Source organism: Bradyrhizobium sp. CCGUVB23 (assembly GCF_024199885.1).
Lineage (GTDB): Bacteria > Pseudomonadota > Alphaproteobacteria > Rhizobiales > Xanthobacteraceae > Bradyrhizobium.
On record NZ_JANADQ010000002.1, the window covers coordinates 414,982 to 431,110 of the forward strand.

The window sequence follows — 16,129 nt, forward strand, 5'->3', positions numbered from 1 at the left end:
TGGAGGTCAGGCGGCCTGGTAATCGGCGGGCTCGCCGGCTTGACGCAGGAGCTTCCATTCCCAGGGCAACAGTTCGTGCAGACGCGATGCCGGAAGATCGGCGATACGGGCGAGGACGTCGGCGAGCCAGGCCTTGGGATCGACGTCGTTGAGGCGACAGGTCGTGATCATCGTCAGCATGATGGCGGCACGGTCGGCGCCACGCTGACTGCCGGCGAAGGTCCAGTTGCGCCTTCCCAATGCGATGCCTCTCAATGCGCGCTCAGCACAATTGTTGGTCAAGCAGATCCTGCCATCGTCGAGGAAGCGGGCGAAGTCGTCCCAGCGCCTGATCATGTAGTTGATCGGCTTCAGGACCTCGGAGGAGCGCGAGAGGGTTTCGCGCTCACGCAGCAACCAGGCGTGCATGTCGTCGAGGAGTGGTTTGCTCTTTTCCTGGCGCACGGCGCGCCGCTCGTCGGCGCCGCAGCCGTTAATGGCGCGCTCCATCTCGAACAGCGCGTCGAGGCGCCTGACAGCCTCCAGCGCGATCGGGGAGACCGGTTTGCCTCTCTTGCCTTCCCGGGCATTCTTCTCGATGTCGGCCAGCTCGAAGAACCCCCGCCGCGCATGGGCGAAGCAAAACGCCGGTGTGATCGGCCGCACCTTCTTCTGCGGGTCGAACAGCGGCTCGAAGCCGTTGTAGCAATCGGCTTGCAGGATACCGGCTAATCGCGAGGTGGCGATAATGTGAAGGAAGGTCACCGGATCCAGGATTGATGCTGTTTCTGATTGACGTTCCTTCGCATTATTTCAGAGCGTGTCGAGCCAAGCGAGCAGGCTCGTCTCCCGCTTCCATGACGGGGGATGTCGTGCGGTTTCCGGAGGGCTGACCCGTTCCAGTGCCTTTCGTTTCGTTTCGAGATTGGCCCTGGCGTAGTGATTGGTGGTGTCGAGGCTCACATGACCAAGCCAGCTGCGAATGACGGTAACGTCGACGCCTGCCGAGATGAGGTGTACGGCGGTGGCGTGTCGGAAGCTGTGCGGCGTCACATGCTTAATCCGCAACGTTGGCGTGGTTTCGCCCGCCGCCTTCACATAGGCCGCAAGCTTGAACCGAACGCCGGATGCGCTGAGCGGCTCACCATAGCGGTTGACGAACAGCCGCTGGTCCGGCGCTCGCGGCTGTCGCTCCAGCAGCTTTTTCAGCAACAGCACGGTTTCCGGCCAGAGCGGGCAGATGCGTTCCTTGCGACCCTTGCCGGTAAGGCGAACGCAACTTGGGCTATCGAACCGGATCGCCTTGGGACACAGCTCGAGAGCTTCCTGTATCCGTGCCCCGCTATTGTAGAGGAACGAGAGTAGCGCGTGATCGCGCATGCCTTCGAGCGTAGAGCGGTCTGGCTGGGCAAGGATCGCTGCCACCTCCGCCGGGTCCAGATAACAGGGTTCCGATACCGGCGCCCGCTTGACCGGGATGTGAAGGATTTCCACGCACTGAGCGATCGATGCGGGGTCCTTCGTCGCGACGAAGTTGAAGAAGCTGCGGATCGCGGCAAGCCTGCAGTTGCGCGTGCCGATCGTGCCGCCGCGGTCGTGCTCGGCGTGACCGAGGAAGGCAGCCACCTCGCCGGCGCTCAGATCGGCCAGCGTGATCACCGCCACCTTCTTTTCCGTGCGTTGTGCGACGAACCGCAGGAAGAGCCGCCAGGTGTCACGATAGGATCGGACCGTGTGGATGGATGCGTTGCGTTGTTCGACGAGCCATTCGTAGAAGAACGCACGCATCAGATTCGGGAACGCGTTCGCCTTGCTCGTGGCCGCATCTCCTGCCCCAGATCGAGGCATGGGACGCCCAGCACCCGGAACCGCTCGTTGGCGTGATGAAGCAGGTCCTGTGTAACGGTGATGTAGGTAAGGGTGGAGTGGATATCCTTATGGCCAAGATATGTCGCGAGGAACGGCAGCCGGTCTTGCGGATTGATGCCCGAGCGGTACCATTCGACGATACGGTGCACGACCATCGAGTGCCGCAGGTCATGAAGACGGGGCCCCGTTCGCCCTTCTGGCGGCTTTAGCCCTGCTCGACGGATCACGTCGACGAGCAACAAGGCGATGACCTGCTTTGTGTAGCGGGCGTTGCGCCCCTCGTGCCAGAACAGGGCGGAGTGCGGGTCTTGCGGTGCACCGGCCTGCCGCCGCGCATCGAGATAAGCCCGAAGCTCGGCGATCACGCTGTCAGACAACGGCAGGATCCTCGTCTTGTAGAACTTGGTCTGCCGGATCGTGATTGTGCCGACGCGGAAGTCGACGTCGCCAAGATCGAGACGGGCAAGTTCGCCCCGCCGAAGACCCGCGCAATAGGCCAGTAGGAGCATGGCATGGAGGCTCGACGCACGCAGCGGGGCCCGTTGCGAAGGATAGGAACGGGCAATATCGAGCATCTGCCGTATGTCGGTCGGTGTATAGATATGAGGCTTGCGCCACTGCTTCGCTAATTCCGTCTGCGGTCGCGGGTCCGGGCGGCGCGGCGGGAGCGACGGATTCTTATGACGCAGGACCCTCGCAAGGATCCGCTCCAGTTTCTCACATTCGGCAGCGTGATTGAGTGTCGTTTTTGCCTTCTTCCAATGCTCCAGCATCACCTCGATCGGTTCATCTTGCAGCGCAGGATTCAACTGCAGGAACCGATCGAACCGCAAGAACCATGCGAGCTGCGAGGTGTATTTGTATCCTCTGTTGCGCATCAGCGCGACGTGCTCGGCCATGATCCCGCCCAGCATGCTGCCGAACGGCTTGGGCTGGCGGAGTTCGGCAAGGGCCTGTTCGGGGTCATGCGACGCCAGTGCGCGCCAGATCGGCCGACATCGCTTGATATTGCATGCCTCGCACAAGGTGGTGACGGGATTGCGCTCGATCGCTCCGATGTTCAGAAGGTGATCGAGGAACCGATCGATGATGCGGGTTCGAGTCAGCAGCGTCGTCGCCATCCAATGGTCGGACAATGTCTGCAGCCAGGCCACCAGAACATCCTTGCCGAACTCGGCATGGCATTCAGCGACGTCCTGGAAGCTGTTCAGCACCTGCCTGTAAGAGGCGCAGCTGTCGGCGTGTCGCAGGTTAAGGCCTGCCAGATAGCGCGCGATCAACTGCCGTTCGGGATCGGGCCATGTTGTCATGACAGCACCTCCGCTTCCGGCACGTCGAGTGCGATGGCCCTGAGGTCCTCGGTGGCGAGCTTGAGATAGGGTGCCGTGGACTCCGCCGACCGGTGCCCGAGCAGATCACCGATGACCTTCTGCGGGACCGATGCGCGCAACATCTCGACCGCGCGTGCATGTCGGAAGACATGGGCCCCGCTCTTGCCCGGCAGCTTGATACCGGCCTGGTGCAGTCGGCGCCGTACCATCTTGTCCAACATCCTGAGCTTGCGATAGGGCGCACGCGCGCGGATGAAGATTTCGCGGGCGTCGATCGCCGGCCGCCCCGTACGCAAATAAGCAAGCACCGCTTCGCCGATCGGCTCCATCAGGGGCAGGAAGGAACAGGCCTTGGTCTTGGTGTGCCGGATGCGGATCGATTCCGCCCGCCAGTTGATGTCCTCAAGCCGCAGGTTGCAGATTTCGCTCGACCTCAGGCCATAGGTCGCGAGCAGTTGCAGGATCGCATGGTCCCTCAACCCCCTCGGGGCTTTGTCCTTTCTCACAGTCTTCAGGACAGCGGCAACCTGATCTCGCTCCAGAATCGAGGGTCGAGGGTACCCCCTCATAGGCGTAGATCCGCGGACCGATGACATGCGGCGACAGGTCGATCGCGGTACGGCCGACCCGATGCAGATGCCGCAACAAAGAGCGCAAGCGGTGTGCGACGGCGCTCAACGATTTGCGCGTCAGCTTCGGCGCGCGCATATCCATATAGCGGTCGATGTCGTCCACCCCCAGGCTCGTCAGGCTGTTGTCACCGTTCCGCTCGAACTGCCAGGTCAGGAAGTGCCGGGCCTCCCAGATCAAATCCTTGATGCTGGCGGGGGCGAGGCCTCGCGCCTCACGAAGCCAGACCTCGTATTCGTCGCAGATCGCAAATCGCTCGGCCTCGGCGGCGCAAGCTGCTTTCGGAGGGGGTGGCCACTGGCCCTGCGCAAGCTGCAGCAGAGCATGGATTCCGGCGCGCGGGATCGGGGGCTGGTGTGGCCCTGATCGACCATGGCGTTTGCGCAATATCCCCCTCGCACGGCTCATGTATGTCGACACCTGCGCCTCGGTCACGTTCTCAACCTGGATTTCCCGCCGTTCGAGATAATCAAGGAATCTGCGCGCGCACCCGCAGTAGTTACTGATCGTCCTCGGGTGATAGCGCTGGCCGGCCAGAACGGCCTTGAGCTCGGCGATCAGGTCTTCATTGGATTTCAGCATCATCGATTCCTCTGCTGGTCAAAAGACTGCAAAGGTCGCCGAGAAATAATGCGGAGCAAAGCCCGTACCGAATCGGCGGAATCTCTCGATGTTCACGCGCCGAGCCGACGTTCCTTCACATTATCGCCACCTCGCGATTAAAGGGGTAATGGAGAGGTGAACATTAGCCGGCGAAGGCGGCCAGATGTTTCTGGGGATGCTCGCCTCGTCGGTCGCTCGAGGCGTAATAGACCGCCGCCGGTGGCGCGGGCCCGGCGAAGGGCCGGTCATCCCGCACATAAGTCCAGATCCGCCCGGTCGTGCACTTGCCCTTCGCCAGGATACGGATGGTGGTGTCATCGCCATGAAGGCGCTCGGCCGCGAGCAGATGGCGTTCGATCAAGTGGAAGAGCGGCATGACGGCGAAGGTCCCGTGGCCGACCTGGTCGGCCAGCGTCGACAACGGCAGGTCGATCCCCTCGCATTTGAAGCGCGCACTCTGGCGGTTGAGTGGGATATGCATGCCGAACTTGTCGAACAGGATCGTCGCCAGCAATTGTGGGCCGATGAAGCCGCGCGGCGTGGCATGGAACGGCGCGGGCGGCTGGCTGATCTTCTCGCAATCGCGGCAGGTGAACTTCTCGCGTACCGTCTCGATCAGCTTGAAGCGGCGCGGGATCTCCTCCAGCGTCTTGGTCACATCCTCACCAATCTTCGCCAGCCGCGATCCACCGCAGCAGGCGCAGGTCGTTGGAGCCTCAATGATGACGCGCTCGCGTTCCGCCAATTTAGGCAAAAGACCGCGCGGGCGGTCCCTACTTCTCAGCGGCGATGCTTTTTCGGCTTTAACGACGCAGCCGGCGCCGTCATCTCTGCGCGGACATCGCCCAAGCCATTGGGTGACGCCGATGCTACTGGCGTTTCGACTTCGCGACGCGGCCAGGTAAAGTCGTCGGCGCGACCAGCTGGCGGCGACAAAGGCTCACCTTTAATCATGACCCGCGCGGCAAGCGCGTCGACCGGGGCCGGCGGCGCCTCCGGGCCGCCGAGCAATCGGTCGCTGTTAATGGTGGCGGCGACCAGCGGCACGATCGGCCCGGCCAGCGGACGCGGCGCGGGCTGACCGGGGGCCACATTGGAGTCGGGAGTCGCAGGCTCGGTGGGTAGCGCAATCGGTCCCGAGCGCGCAGCGAGAAGACGGCTGATCTCGCGCTCGACATAGTGGGCGAGTTTGCGCGCGCCGGGCTTGGTGAAATAAACGCCATCAGAGGTGCGCAATTGGCGGATCTGGCCTTCGAGATCCGGGCCCTTCTGCAGGAAGGCCCCCGCCTCGTCGACAAATCCGTCCCAGATATCGACATAGGTGATCCCAGCGCGCCCCGCAGCATCGCGGTAGAGCGCGTCGAGAAACAGCATGTCCGAGGTCCTCTTCTGTCCGAAGATCGCGGGCAGTCCCACCCAGACCACCGGCACGCCCTTCGACTTTGCGACCGCGATCAGCTCGTCGACCTTCTTAGTGTAGAGCTCGACCCAGCGGTTGTCGCGAAACTCATAGATGCCATTCGGCGAACGCGTGCTCTTCTCCAGCGCTACCCGCGGCGCGTCGGTATTCTCTGCATCGTCCGCCGGCAATTCGCTGACGGCGACCTTGTCGTCGGGTTTGGCTGCGGTGTTGCCCGAATTGTCCTTCGACTTCGCATCTGCAGGCTTGTTGTCCGGCCTTCGCTCATTCTTGTCGTTCTTGTCGGCTGGCTTGTCGCTCTTCTCGGCGGCCGGCTCGCGGATCGCCATACGATCGTTGAGGCCTAGCATCACCACGATGACGTCGGGTTTTTCGTTGGCGAGGATGTTCCTTGCAGCTGAGGTCCAATCGGCAGGCGCCCCCTTGGGCTGGTACTGGATCAGGCCGGAGATCGTTTTCACCATCCGGATTACGCCGATGGCGGGCTGCTCGGCGTAAGCGTCCTCAAGGCCGTAAGCGAGCCAGTCGGCCATGGCGTCGCCGAGCACGAGCACGTAGCGTTCGGGCACCATGTCGCGCTTCTCAGGCGGCGGGGCCCTCGAAAAATCCTCGCGCACGGGCGGCGGGGCCCTCCGCCGAGGCTGGGGAGCGGGCTGCTGAAACGGACCAAATGTGTCGTTACCAAACCAGCCGCCACCGATCCCGCCGCCACCGCGTTGTGGCGGCGGCCGCTGCTGAAATCCGCCAAAATTGAAAAACTGCGCCGAGGCGGGCCCGCCAACGCTGAGCACCGCCGCAATTGCCAACGCGATCAGCGGACGGCTTCCGGTCAAGACGCCCATTTTTTTGGGCTTGTCGGACATGCTCTTTAACCGCACTAAGACCCCAACATTGTATCACTAAGGCTCTGTGACGCGTCTCAGATCACCGTGAAGTGCGTCTCGTCAATTCGGTAGCGTCCGCTCAAGTCGCGCATGCACATTTCCGCCGCGGAACGTACGGCTTTTTCGGTGAACGCCCGCCCTTGCTCACTTCACCTGATGATGGCTTGCCGCGCGGGCAGAATTATTGTTCATTCGTGCTCTGATTTGGCTCCGATGCATGGGCTGCCTGGCTAGCGACCACGGAACGTACCATGGCTTTCGGCGCGCCGCCGTATCGACAAACTACTTCACCGTCGCCGGATACCTGCGGCCTGATCGGCTAACGCTCTAGCCAGCCTTCTCTCTTTCGTTGGAGTCAAAGTCTGGTTCGGCGTCGTATCGAACGACGATCCATTTTTCCATTATGACCTTGGTCCCAAGGTCTTTTCCCGTCTCCGCCCTTGTTGCGTTGAGAGCTGCGACCGCTTGCGTTTGATCGACAAACGAACCCTGCAAGGTGGCGTTCGGAAGAGTAAACAGGCTGGTGTGCTCGTGGTCCAGAACCCATGGAGGCCATCCGTGCTCGATAGCTTTATTGATAAGCTTTTCGTGCGCGTCTGGTTTGGTCTCATTCAGATCGTACGAGGCAATAAATCTCGGCATCGTAGTTGCTCCGCTCTGCGGCGCACGCGCGGACTGAAGGCAGCGCGGACGTGACTCGGCGCCGTGGGTGAGTCAAAACCCGGCGCTGTCCCTACCGCGCCCGCGCTGCCAGCGACGTTTGCGGCGATGACTCGACGCTCGCGTAGTGGACCGACCCTGAAGCGCTGTCCCTACCACGCGTCGCAAACTTCGTGGCCAGCCTTCGCCTTTGGACTAGCAAGACTGACTACCTTGGCCGCTGGGGTTGGAGTGGCACGTAATCCACGGGGCCCTACCAAGGAGTATCGCGGAGGAGTGCTGCAAGCACCTACCAGGATTGGTTGGTGCCGCCTGGGGCAAATGCACCATGGCGAAATGAACTAGATTCGATCTTTGATGTGATTGAGCATCACCGCGAGCTGCGCGCGCAAGACGATGCCGCGCGCGGTCACGGCCGCGATGACACTGGTGCCTTGATCGTAAAGGCCGTGCTGCCTGAAAGGTGGACCGCGCGCCGCGCCATCTCCGCTTCGAGCCGGATCAGCTCGGGTGCCGTGTATTTCGCCGGCGCCCACATGCCCGTCGCGAAGTCGATCGACTCGCCTTCCAGCCGCAGCGCATCCGGGCTTTGCAGGACCCGCGCCATCAAGCGCGGAAACGTTTCGGCATCGTCGACATAGCGATGCAAAAGCTTGCCTACATCCCGTTCGTCAAAGACGCTCTCCCCCGCGCGAATCATGTCGAGCACGATCTCCGGACGGCGCTGGATCCGCCTCAACGTCTCGGCCCGGTTCTCGTCAAAGACACGCAGCCGTTCGAGCTTGGGATCACGCCCCTCGCGCTCCGCCCGGCGCTGGATGGCCTTGGCCGCGACGCCGATATGGGTGGTCGGCACGACGTCGATCCCGCGCTCGGCATAGGACCGTCCATCGACACGAATCTGGAGGCCGTTCAGGGCGAGATGCTGATTCTGCAAGTCGAGCCAACCGTTTTGCTGATCGAGGAACTCCCGCTTGTCGCCGGCCCCGAGCCGGTAGGCGATCTTATCGGATTTCATGCGCAGCGGCTGCCCGTCTTCACTGATGACCACGACCCGCTTTGGCCCGAATCCGTCCGCGGTGAGAGGCCGCAGCGTCGTCATGAGGTGGACATGCGGATTGTCCGGCTTATTGTGATAGACCCAGTCCGCGACCTGCTCACGCGACAGCACCTGCTCGACCACGAACTGGAATGTTCAAGAGGAGGCAACAATGGCATTTTCCCTTATCGAGAGTATCGCAACGAGGTACCTTGCTTGATTGTCAGTTTAGAACGCTCTCCGCTTAGGCGTTTGTGTGGGACGAACGAAGAGAAAGTTGCGGCTACGCTGGCGGCGGGAGAGCCATGCGCTCACGGCGTAAATTGTGCCGATGACAGCGAAAGCGGTCGACAGCAAAAAGAAGAATAGCATCGCTTGAACCCCTTAATTGTTGAAGGTTGGTCTGGCTGCATGTGTGGACCGACGCGCGCAGCGCCGAATTGTAAGCCCAGAGGCAGGCCAATCTCCATACAACGTGACGTAACGTCAGGTTCAAGCACCGGGCGAGGGAAACGACGTCCTGGCGGTTCGTCTTCACCTGATCCCGGCTTCCTTGGAATCAACGATGGCGCCAACTCTGTCATGGCCAAGCGACCGGGGCAGGCGATAAAGACCATAGCCAGTCGGGCCGCCCTCGTAACAGGTCGCCGACGCATCGCCCTCACCGAAGAAGCGAACCTCTCCTTCCTGGCCTGTTTTCGTGATTGCGACGGCGGACGTCGATTCCGACAAATGTCTGCCACGGCTCGTCCTGCTGTGATGAGGATCGGCTCGGTATGTCCGAGTAACCCTCGGACGCACAGTGTAGGGCGAGCAAACTTCACTGGAAGAGTCGGACGTACGGCCGTGTCACACCGAGCCGCTGGATCGGCCGCTCCTCGTTGAGCTTGGTGAGCAACTCGCCGATCGCCGTGTTGACCTAAGGGCAGTTCTTTCGCGCCAGCGCGCCGAGCGGCAAACGCGGCGACGTCAATCTGCACTATGGCAGCGAACCGGGATCGACGTTTTACAGCCACCTATCGGACCAGTACGGCTATTTCAGCATCCTGCCCATCAGCCCGACGGAAAGCGAAGCGGCCTATGTGCTGGATGGTTTATTCGACCAGGACACGATCCAGCACTTTACCGACACTGCGGGGCAAGCGAAGGCGCTGCGGGAAGTCGGCCGCATCGAACGATCACTGTTCATGATCGAATGGTATTCCAGTCCGGCCTTGCGCCGGCGATGCCAAGCTGGCCTCAACAAGGGTGAGGCAGCGCAGAAACTCAAGCGTGCGGTGTTCTTCCACGAGCGCGGCGAAATCCGTGGCCGATCATTCGAAAGCCAGGCATTCCGCGCTTCCGGTCTTAATCTCGTCGTCAGCGCCATCGTGCACTGGAATACTTTTACCTCGACCGCGCTGTCACTCATCTGAAGCGAGAGGGCAGAAACGTTCCCGACACGCTGCTCAAGCACGGCCGCTCAGTTGGGAACATATCAACCTGGCCGGCATCCTACCTGGGATACTGAGCACCAAATGCCCGAAGGCTTCAGATCGCTTCGGCTGCCAGCGCCAATCCAACGAGCGGCTTGATGTTCATGCCCCATTCGGCCTTACCGTAGGATTTTGAGCAGCTCTTGTTCTGACCCCAATTTGGTTCTGACGACAGTTCACCCCGCGAGAACTTGCGGGGTCGCATTGCGTTCATATTCCGAAATCGGAGTTGCCGATCTCTGCGGGGTAGCGCGTTATCGGCCGCCTTGGCGGCCTCTCCATCGGCGGCGGCAGCAGTGCACTACGCTCGATCTGGTCGGCGATGCGACAACTCGTTGCCCAGTCTACCGGCCAGATCCGAAAATGCGCCTTCCGCCGCTTGCACTTGGCACGAGGGGTCAAGATTATCGATACCAGTCGCCACCACCGAGACGCGGACCGCACCTTCCAGCCTCTCATCGAACGTGGCGCCGACGATGATATTGGCATCCTGGTCGGCCTCTTCGCGAATACGGCTAGCGGCTTGATCGACCTCGAATAGTGTTAGGTCGTTGCCGCCAGTGATAGAGATGATGAGGCCACTGGCTCGCTTGATCGAGGGGTCCTCGATCAACGGATTGGAAATCGCTGCTACAGCGGCCTTAAGCACGCGCGATGCGCCGGAAGCCTCGCCCTTGCCCATCATGGCCTTGCCCTTCTCGCGCATGATGGAGAGAATGTCCGCAAAATCGAGGTTGATCAGGCCCTCCTTGACTATAAGGTCGCTGATGCAGGCCACTCCCGAATGGAGCACTTGGTCGGCCAGGGCGAAAGCTTCGGCGAATGTAGTCTTCTCGGTGGTCACCCGAAACAAGTTCTGGTTTGGGATGATCAGCAGGGTGTCCACTGTCTTCAGCAAATCCGCGATGCCGGCTTCGGCAAGGCGCATGCGGCGCTGGCCCTCGAATTGGAATGGCTTTGTGACTACGCCGATCGTGAGAATGCCAAGCTCACGCGCCGTCTTGGCGATAACGGGCGCTGCCCCGGTGCCGGTGCCGCCGCCCATGCCGGCAGTGACGAACACCATGTGTGCGCCGGTCAAATGATCGCGGATCGTGTCGATTGCCTCTTCGGCTGCGGCGCGCCCCACATCGGGCTGCGAGCCTGCGCCCAGTCCTTTAGTCACCTCGGTGCCCATTTGGATGAGGCGCTTGGCCTTCGACATGGTGAGCGCCTGTGCGTCAGTATTGGCGGCGACGAAGTCGACCCCTTGCAGCCCGTCCGCGATCATGTTGTTGACGGCATTGCCGCCGGCACCGCCGACGCCGAACACGATAATGCGCGTCCTCAGCTCGCGAACATCGGTGATGTTGATCATTTCCGCCTCACGATTGCGTAGGGTATGAGAGGACTCGAATTGCTACCTACAAGCCTTGCGATCTGCTGTCCGCGGCTAGATGGCCCAGGGGCTCCGGCTTGTCCGTCGCGGTGGGACGCCAGCTCGCAGAGAGCCTTCTAAGCCGGCCGTCATTCTCCTTTGGCAGCCGAAGCCTCAGCAGTTGCCCGCAGCACTTCGGCCATCAGGCGATAAGCACGCTCGCGCTCAAAATCTGCCCGATCACTGGCTGCGGTCGCCTCGAGCCGCATGATCTCTGCCTACAATGTCACGATACTTTCCACTCGTAGGGTTCCTTGGCTGTCGTCCGCCTGTTCGCGGTGGCATATGCGTTTCCAGCGAGGTCAACGCTCATCAAAGCTAGCCATTATCCGAAAGTGAGCGCGGCGATTGGCGCCGCTTGGCAGGGGAACGAGCCGCCACAGGCAGAGTTTCGGTGGGCAGCAAGTGCGACATATGTCAGTCTCTCAGTGGGCATCGGCTGTCTTCCTGGGAACGGACCGGGCAATGTGCGCTGATAGCCAAAGGCTAAGCCGCCATGGTTAAGAGAGCGTTAACGCGCCTGCCGACCGATGGCGGGGTTTGAGCGCGGGGCGCCGAGGATGCGTCAAACCAACTGACCTCGGGAGGGGCGCCGCTCAAGACACTCTCCATCGGAATGCCCTTGGCCTGGAGAAACGAGTGGAAGCCCATGACGCCGAGGCCAACGGAGCGTTCGCGCAGGGCGGCGTAGCGGGCACGCTTCATGCCGTCCGGCGCCACCGTGATAAAGTGGGTGAGCACGTTGTCGAGGAAGCGCATGACGTCCTCGATGAAGCCGGGCTCCTTATTCCACTGGTCCCAAGTCTCGAGGTTGAGCGACGACAGGCAGCACACTGCGGTGCGCTCCTCGTCGCGATGATCGATGCCGGTCGGCAGCGTAATCTCGCTGCACAGGTTGGAGGTCGAGACCTTGGTACGCGTACGACCATGACCGCTGAATTGCGCGTTGTGAATTTTGGCGAACAGGTGAGAAATCGCCTGTATGGACGTGCATACAGTCAATTCTGTCAGTCGGCTTGAGATCGTTGATAGGGGCGGTCGACGTCGGTTCAGCGACGAGGCCAAGCTGAAAATCGTCGCCGAGAGCTATTCATTGCCCCGTTTAGGGTCGGCCACGGCCCGCAAATACGGGATCACGCGCTCGCAGTTGGCTGATTGGCGTAACGCAGCCCGGGCCGGGCGTTTTGGTTCGACTTCGGTTGAAGGATTTGTGCCAGCGGTGATCGTGCCGGAGGTTCCGGCGGCGCCCGCGACGCCGATGACGAGCGCGGCCGGCAGTCGTATGGAGATTGTGGCTTCTAACGGTTGTCGGGTGATTGTGGATAGGGGCGTCGATGTTGACGTGCTGATTCGGATCATGCGTGGTCTGGAGACGCTGCGGTGATATCGCTTCCCTCTGGCCAGAACGTGCGTGTGTGGCTAGCGACGGGCTATACCGACATGCGGTGTGGATTCCCGTCTCTTGCGTTGCGGGTACAGGAGGTGCTCCGAATGAGCCCGATGGAGGGCAATCTCTTCGTCTTCCGCGGTCGCAGTGGTTCGCTTTTGAAGTGCATCTGGCACGATGGCCAGGGCGCATGCCTTTTTACAAAAAGATTGGAACGTGGGAAGTTCATCTGGCCTACCGTTGATGGAGGCGCTGTTCCAATATCGCCGGCGCAGCTGAGTTATCTTCTGTCCGGAATAGATTGGCGTCATCCGCAGGAAACATGGCGCCCGACGCGTGTCGGATAGCATTTTGCGATTGCATATTTGTGCTGATCTGATTCGATGGCTTCGTGACATCGAAAACGGACGATCTTCCCTCTGACCTTGCGAGCGCCCTGGCGGCGTTGCGGGTTGAGCGCGAGGCTCTTCGGGCCGAACGAGAAGCGCGTCAGCAAGCCGAGACGAAGGCTGCGAGTGCGCAGGCCGAAGCAGCCAACGCGCTGGCAAAGCTGTCCGGCAACGAAGCGCTGATTGCACATCTTGAGCTGCGCATCGAGACGCTGAAACGCGAGCTTTATGGGCAGCGCTCCGAGCGCGGGGCGCGACTGATCGACCAGCTGGAACTGCAGCTTGAAGATGTTGTTATGTCGGCGACCGAGGACGAGCTCGCCGCGGCCGCTGCAGCGGCGAAGACGCAGAGCGTACGCGCCTTCACGCGCAAGCGGCCGGTGCGCAAGCCCTGGCCGGACGACATCGAGCGCGAGCGCATCGTCATCGATCCTCCAACGGCCTGCCACTGTTGCGGCGGGTCGCGGCTGTCGAAGCTGGGCGAGGATGCAAACAGGACGCTGGAGGAGATCCCGCGCCGGTTCAAGTTGATCGAGACGGTCCGCGAGAAGTTCACTTGCCGCGATTGCGGGCAGGTCAGCCAGGCACCGGCGCCGTTCCATGCCACGCCGCGCGGCTTCATTGGTCCGCAGCTGCTGGCGACAATCCTGTTCGACAAGTACGGCATGCACATCCCGCTCAACCGCCAGAGCTCCCGGTTCAAATGCGAGGGCATCGACATGCCGGTGACCACGCTGGCCGACCAGGTCGGCCACGGGACCTTCGCGCCCTGGCTCCGATCTCCGAGCTGATAGAGAAGCATGTCTTCGCGGCCGAGCGTCTTCACGGCGACGACACCACCATCCGCATCCTGGCGAAGGGCAAGTGCACAACTGGACGCATCTGGGTTTATGTTCGGGATGACAAGCCCTTCGCGGGCACCGCTCCGCCAGCTGCAGTCTATTACGCCTCGAGCGACCGACGGGGTGAACATCCCCAGAAACACCTGGTTGGGTACCAGGGCATCCTTCAGGCTGACTGTTACAGCGGTCTCAATCCGTTGTTCGACGAGCGGCGGAAGGACCGGCCGCTCACGCCCGCCTTCTGCATGGCCCATGCCCGCAGGGGGTTCTTCGAGCTGGCCGACATCGAGAAGAATGCCCGGGACGGCGGAAAGGGCAAGCCGATCTCCCCGATCGCGCTGGAGGCCGTCAAACGGCTCGACGCCTTGTTCGAGATCGAACGTGGGATCAACGGCAAGACAGCCGCCGAGCGGCGTGCCGTGCGCCAGGAAAGGAGCAAGCCGTTGTTCGACGAACTGCACGCCTGACTGCTGCGCGAGCGCGAAACCCTCTCGCGTTCTTCCGAGGTCCTGAAGCCAATGAACCAATGAACTACATGCTCAGCCGCTGGGACGACTTCGCCCGCTTCCTCGACGACGGTAGAATCTGCCTGACGAACAATGCCGCAGAAAGAGCGCTGCGCGGCGTGGCTGTGGGCAGGCGCAACTGGACCTTTGCAGGCAGCGAGCGCGGCGCTCAACGTTGCGCCGTCATGCTGACGATGATCACCACCTGCCGTTTGAACGACGTCGATCCCAAAGCATGGCTCGCCGACGTCCTGGCCCGTATCGCTGATCTGCCCGCCTCGCGTCTGCACGAACTGCTGCCCTGGGAGTGGAAGCGCCTGCTCGAAGCTAAAAAACAGGCCACTGCCGATCAGCGGGCGGCCTGAACCTCACACGCGACGATCATAGAGCGGACTGTTTACGCGCGCACCAGCCGATCACGCGGCCCTCCTCGTGTGCATACGGATCGCTCTCGCCGAAAACCGCCAAGCTGATGGTGTTCAAGTTGATCGACGCCGCATCGAAGACCTGGAGACCTGGCGCCGACTGAAAGGAACAAATCAGTTGCCGAAGGTCATCGCCGGTGTAAAGTTCACCGACGGCATCGAGGTCATTCCGACCGCTGAAAGCCACGCCGCCTGATCAGGCCGCGTCACCCAGAATCAGCCATAGCTCCTGTCAGGCAGAAAATCTACTTAAGCTACTGTCCGAATTTGCCGAGCCACCTCTGACCTGCCCCGAGATCCAGACCCTGAACCGATGCGGGTGGTTGTGGCCGCGGTACCCTTTGTCGACATGGATGCGGCGAGCCTCAAATCGATGCCGCTACAAGGGAAGTGCCGGAATGAAGCGCTGGGTCGGGCTCGGCGTCCTTGCCGACAACCTCATCAATATCGGCCGAGTGATGGAGAAGCAGTCGCCTCGATAACGGTTCGTACCGCCTCTCCCTTGCTTCCATCGCCCCGCCGGCCTTCGGCGGGTTTATTATTGTTGTACGGTTGACCGTCTCTTCAAAACCGCGAATTTTGCGCCGGAAAGTAGCTAGCTATATTGGCATCAATGATAGCTATTGGAACTGCGGTCGATCGCGGTGTTAGGAGCTCCCGTGGATCGCTTTCCAAGCTCATCCAGCGAGTAAGATCGGGCTGGCTCAGAATCACAGGCATTCGCTGGTGCACCCTTGCAATCACTCCGTCGGATTTTATCGTTACGATAGCGAATGTACGCTCCCATGCGTCGGTGTCAGGGTCGCGCCAGTTCTCCCATACTCCAGCGAGACATAAATGTTCGCCATTCTTATGCACGATCATCTTACGCCTACGCTGTCGATCTCTCTGATAGAACTGTTTCATAAGCACGACGCATCGTCGTTTGCGATAAGCTTCGCGAAACATGCGCTGCTGAGGTAGAGTTTCCGCGGGGGCGTAGAGCGGCTGAAGTTCGGGATGGCAGTCAGCGTAGTGCGGGATCAATCCCCAGCGCATTGGCGTTTCTACTTGCGCGCCGGTATCTGGATGTAAACGCAATACCAGCGCCGTTCTTGTTCGACTCCCCGCTGGCGCCCCCGCAGGAACGTGGCTTTCCCGGTGATCTGGGTTCGTTGGGGCCCTGCGACTGATTCTCTTCGGCCAACGGGTGCTGGGAATGCGCATCATCATGACCTCTTCTTGCTTGTTTCCACAAGCCACGCCTTTGATGAGATTCATATACTCCAATCAC

The 16,129-nt window shown here is 61.2% G+C and carries 10 protein-coding genes and 7 pseudogenes; 5 read left to right on the forward strand and 12 right to left on the reverse strand.

Translation table 11 applies throughout. The features are described 5' to 3' along the window. Positions 1-6 precede the first annotated feature (6 nt). From NLN62_RS50085 to NLN62_RS50125, 9 genes and pseudogenes are all read right to left on the reverse strand, one after another. Positions 7-705, reverse strand: a pseudogene (locus NLN62_RS50085) (IS66 family transposase); the annotation flags it as partial. 87 nt (positions 706-792) lie between these two features. Further along, positions 793-1,767 (reverse strand): site-specific integrase, encoded by a 975-nt coding sequence (locus NLN62_RS50090; RefSeq protein WP_254114125.1) that lies wholly within the window; start codon positions 1,765-1,767, stop codon positions 793-795. Further along, positions 1,767-3,158, reverse strand: coding sequence for a tyrosine-type recombinase/integrase (locus tag NLN62_RS50095; protein ID WP_254114126.1), 1,392 nt, complete (start codon positions 3,156-3,158; stop codon positions 1,767-1,769). The genes NLN62_RS50090 and NLN62_RS50095 overlap by 1 nt, the downstream gene beginning before the upstream one ends. Continuing rightward, positions 3,155-3,685 carry a site-specific integrase gene (locus tag NLN62_RS50100; protein WP_254114127.1) on the reverse strand — a complete coding sequence of 177 codons (531 nt, stop codon included), beginning with the start codon at positions 3,683-3,685 and terminating at the stop codon, positions 3,155-3,157. The genes NLN62_RS50095 and NLN62_RS50100 overlap by 4 nt, the downstream gene beginning before the upstream one ends. Continuing rightward, complete coding sequence (locus NLN62_RS50105) at positions 3,582-4,394, reverse strand: hypothetical protein (protein ID WP_254114128.1); 813 nt, start codon at positions 4,392-4,394, stop codon at positions 3,582-3,584. The genes NLN62_RS50100 and NLN62_RS50105 overlap by 104 nt, the downstream gene beginning before the upstream one ends. Positions 4,395-4,557: 163 nt before the next feature. Next, positions 4,558-5,190, reverse strand: a pseudogene (locus NLN62_RS50110) (IS66 family transposase); the annotation flags it as partial. 2 nt (positions 5,191-5,192) lie between these two features. Beyond that, a complete protein-coding gene (locus NLN62_RS50115; RefSeq protein ID WP_254114129.1) occupies positions 5,193-6,695 on the reverse strand; it encodes a DUF459 domain-containing protein in 1,503 nt (500 codons plus the stop codon). 348 nt (positions 6,696-7,043) lie between these two features. Next, positions 7,044-7,358 carry a hypothetical protein gene (locus NLN62_RS50120; protein WP_254106353.1) on the reverse strand — a complete coding sequence of 105 codons (315 nt, stop codon included), beginning with the start codon at positions 7,356-7,358 and terminating at the stop codon, positions 7,044-7,046. A gap of 427 nt (positions 7,359-7,785) precedes the next feature. Next, entirely contained in the window at positions 7,786-8,559 is a 774-nt protein-coding gene (locus NLN62_RS50125; protein WP_371933169.1) for a MobA/MobL family protein, read from the reverse strand. A gap of 779 nt (positions 8,560-9,338) precedes the next feature. Here NLN62_RS50125 and NLN62_RS50135 point away from each other — a divergent pair. Beyond that, positions 9,339-9,989: pseudogene (locus NLN62_RS50135) on the forward strand (Tn3 family transposase); the annotation flags it as partial. Between the two features lie 205 nt (positions 9,990-10,194). Here the strand turns inward: NLN62_RS50135 and ftsZ are convergent. Both ftsZ and NLN62_RS50145 read right to left on the reverse strand, forming a co-directional pair. Beyond that, positions 10,195-11,247, reverse strand: a pseudogene (ftsZ, locus tag NLN62_RS50140) (cell division protein FtsZ); the annotation flags it as partial. A 654-nt stretch (positions 11,248-11,901) separates the two neighbouring features. Next, positions 11,902-12,219: pseudogene (locus tag NLN62_RS50145) on the reverse strand (ribonucleotide-diphosphate reductase subunit alpha); the annotation flags it as partial. A gap of 70 nt (positions 12,220-12,289) precedes the next feature. On the opposite strand from NLN62_RS50145, the gene NLN62_RS50150 reads away from it, so the two are divergent. The 4 genes and pseudogenes from NLN62_RS50150 to NLN62_RS50175 all read left to right on the forward strand — a co-directional run. Then, positions 12,290-12,691 (forward strand): transposase, encoded by a 402-nt coding sequence (locus tag NLN62_RS50150; protein ID WP_254106358.1) that lies wholly within the window; start codon positions 12,290-12,292, stop codon positions 12,689-12,691. Between the two features lie 29 nt (positions 12,692-12,720). Beyond that, a complete protein-coding gene (gene tnpB / locus NLN62_RS50155; protein ID WP_371930196.1) occupies positions 12,721-13,041 on the forward strand; it encodes an IS66 family insertion sequence element accessory protein TnpB in 321 nt (106 codons plus the stop codon). 44 nt (positions 13,042-13,085) lie between these two features. Next, positions 13,086-14,796: pseudogene (locus NLN62_RS53815) on the forward strand (IS66 family transposase). 77 nt (positions 14,797-14,873) lie between these two features. Further along, a pseudogene (locus tag NLN62_RS50175) lies at positions 14,874-15,052 on the forward strand (IS256 family transposase); the annotation flags it as partial. Positions 15,053-15,420: 368 nt separating this feature from the next. Here the strand turns inward: NLN62_RS50175 and NLN62_RS50180 are convergent. Then, a complete protein-coding gene (locus NLN62_RS50180) occupies positions 15,421-16,116 on the reverse strand; it encodes an SOS response-associated peptidase family protein (protein ID WP_254114131.1) in 696 nt (231 codons plus the stop codon). Between the last annotated feature and the right edge of the window lie 13 nt (positions 16,117-16,129).

Bases quoted from the DNA above. Each gene is read 5' to 3' on its own strand.
- NLN62_RS50095 (WP_254114126.1), bottom strand. From the start codon at position 3,158: ATGACAACATGGCCCGATCCCGAACGGCAGTTGATCGCGCGCTATCTG.
- NLN62_RS50180 (WP_254114131.1), bottom strand. From the start codon at position 16,116: ATGAATCTCATCAAAGGCGTGGCTTGTGGAAACAAGCAAGAAGAGGTC.
- NLN62_RS50120 (WP_254106353.1), bottom strand. From the start codon at position 7,358: ATGCCGAGATTTATTGCCTCGTACGATCTGAATGAGACCAAACCAGAC.
- NLN62_RS50090 (WP_254114125.1), bottom strand. From the start codon at position 1,767: ATGCGTGCGTTCTTCTACGAATGGCTCGTCGAACAACGCAACGCATCC.
- NLN62_RS50105 (WP_254114128.1), bottom strand. From the start codon at position 4,394: ATGATGCTGAAATCCAATGAAGACCTGATCGCCGAGCTCAAGGCCGTT.
- NLN62_RS50115 (WP_254114129.1), bottom strand. From the start codon at position 6,695: ATGTCCGACAAGCCCAAAAAAATGGGCGTCTTGACCGGAAGCCGTCCG.
- NLN62_RS50150 (WP_254106358.1), top strand. From the start codon at position 12,290: ATGGACGTGCATACAGTCAATTCTGTCAGTCGGCTTGAGATCGTTGAT.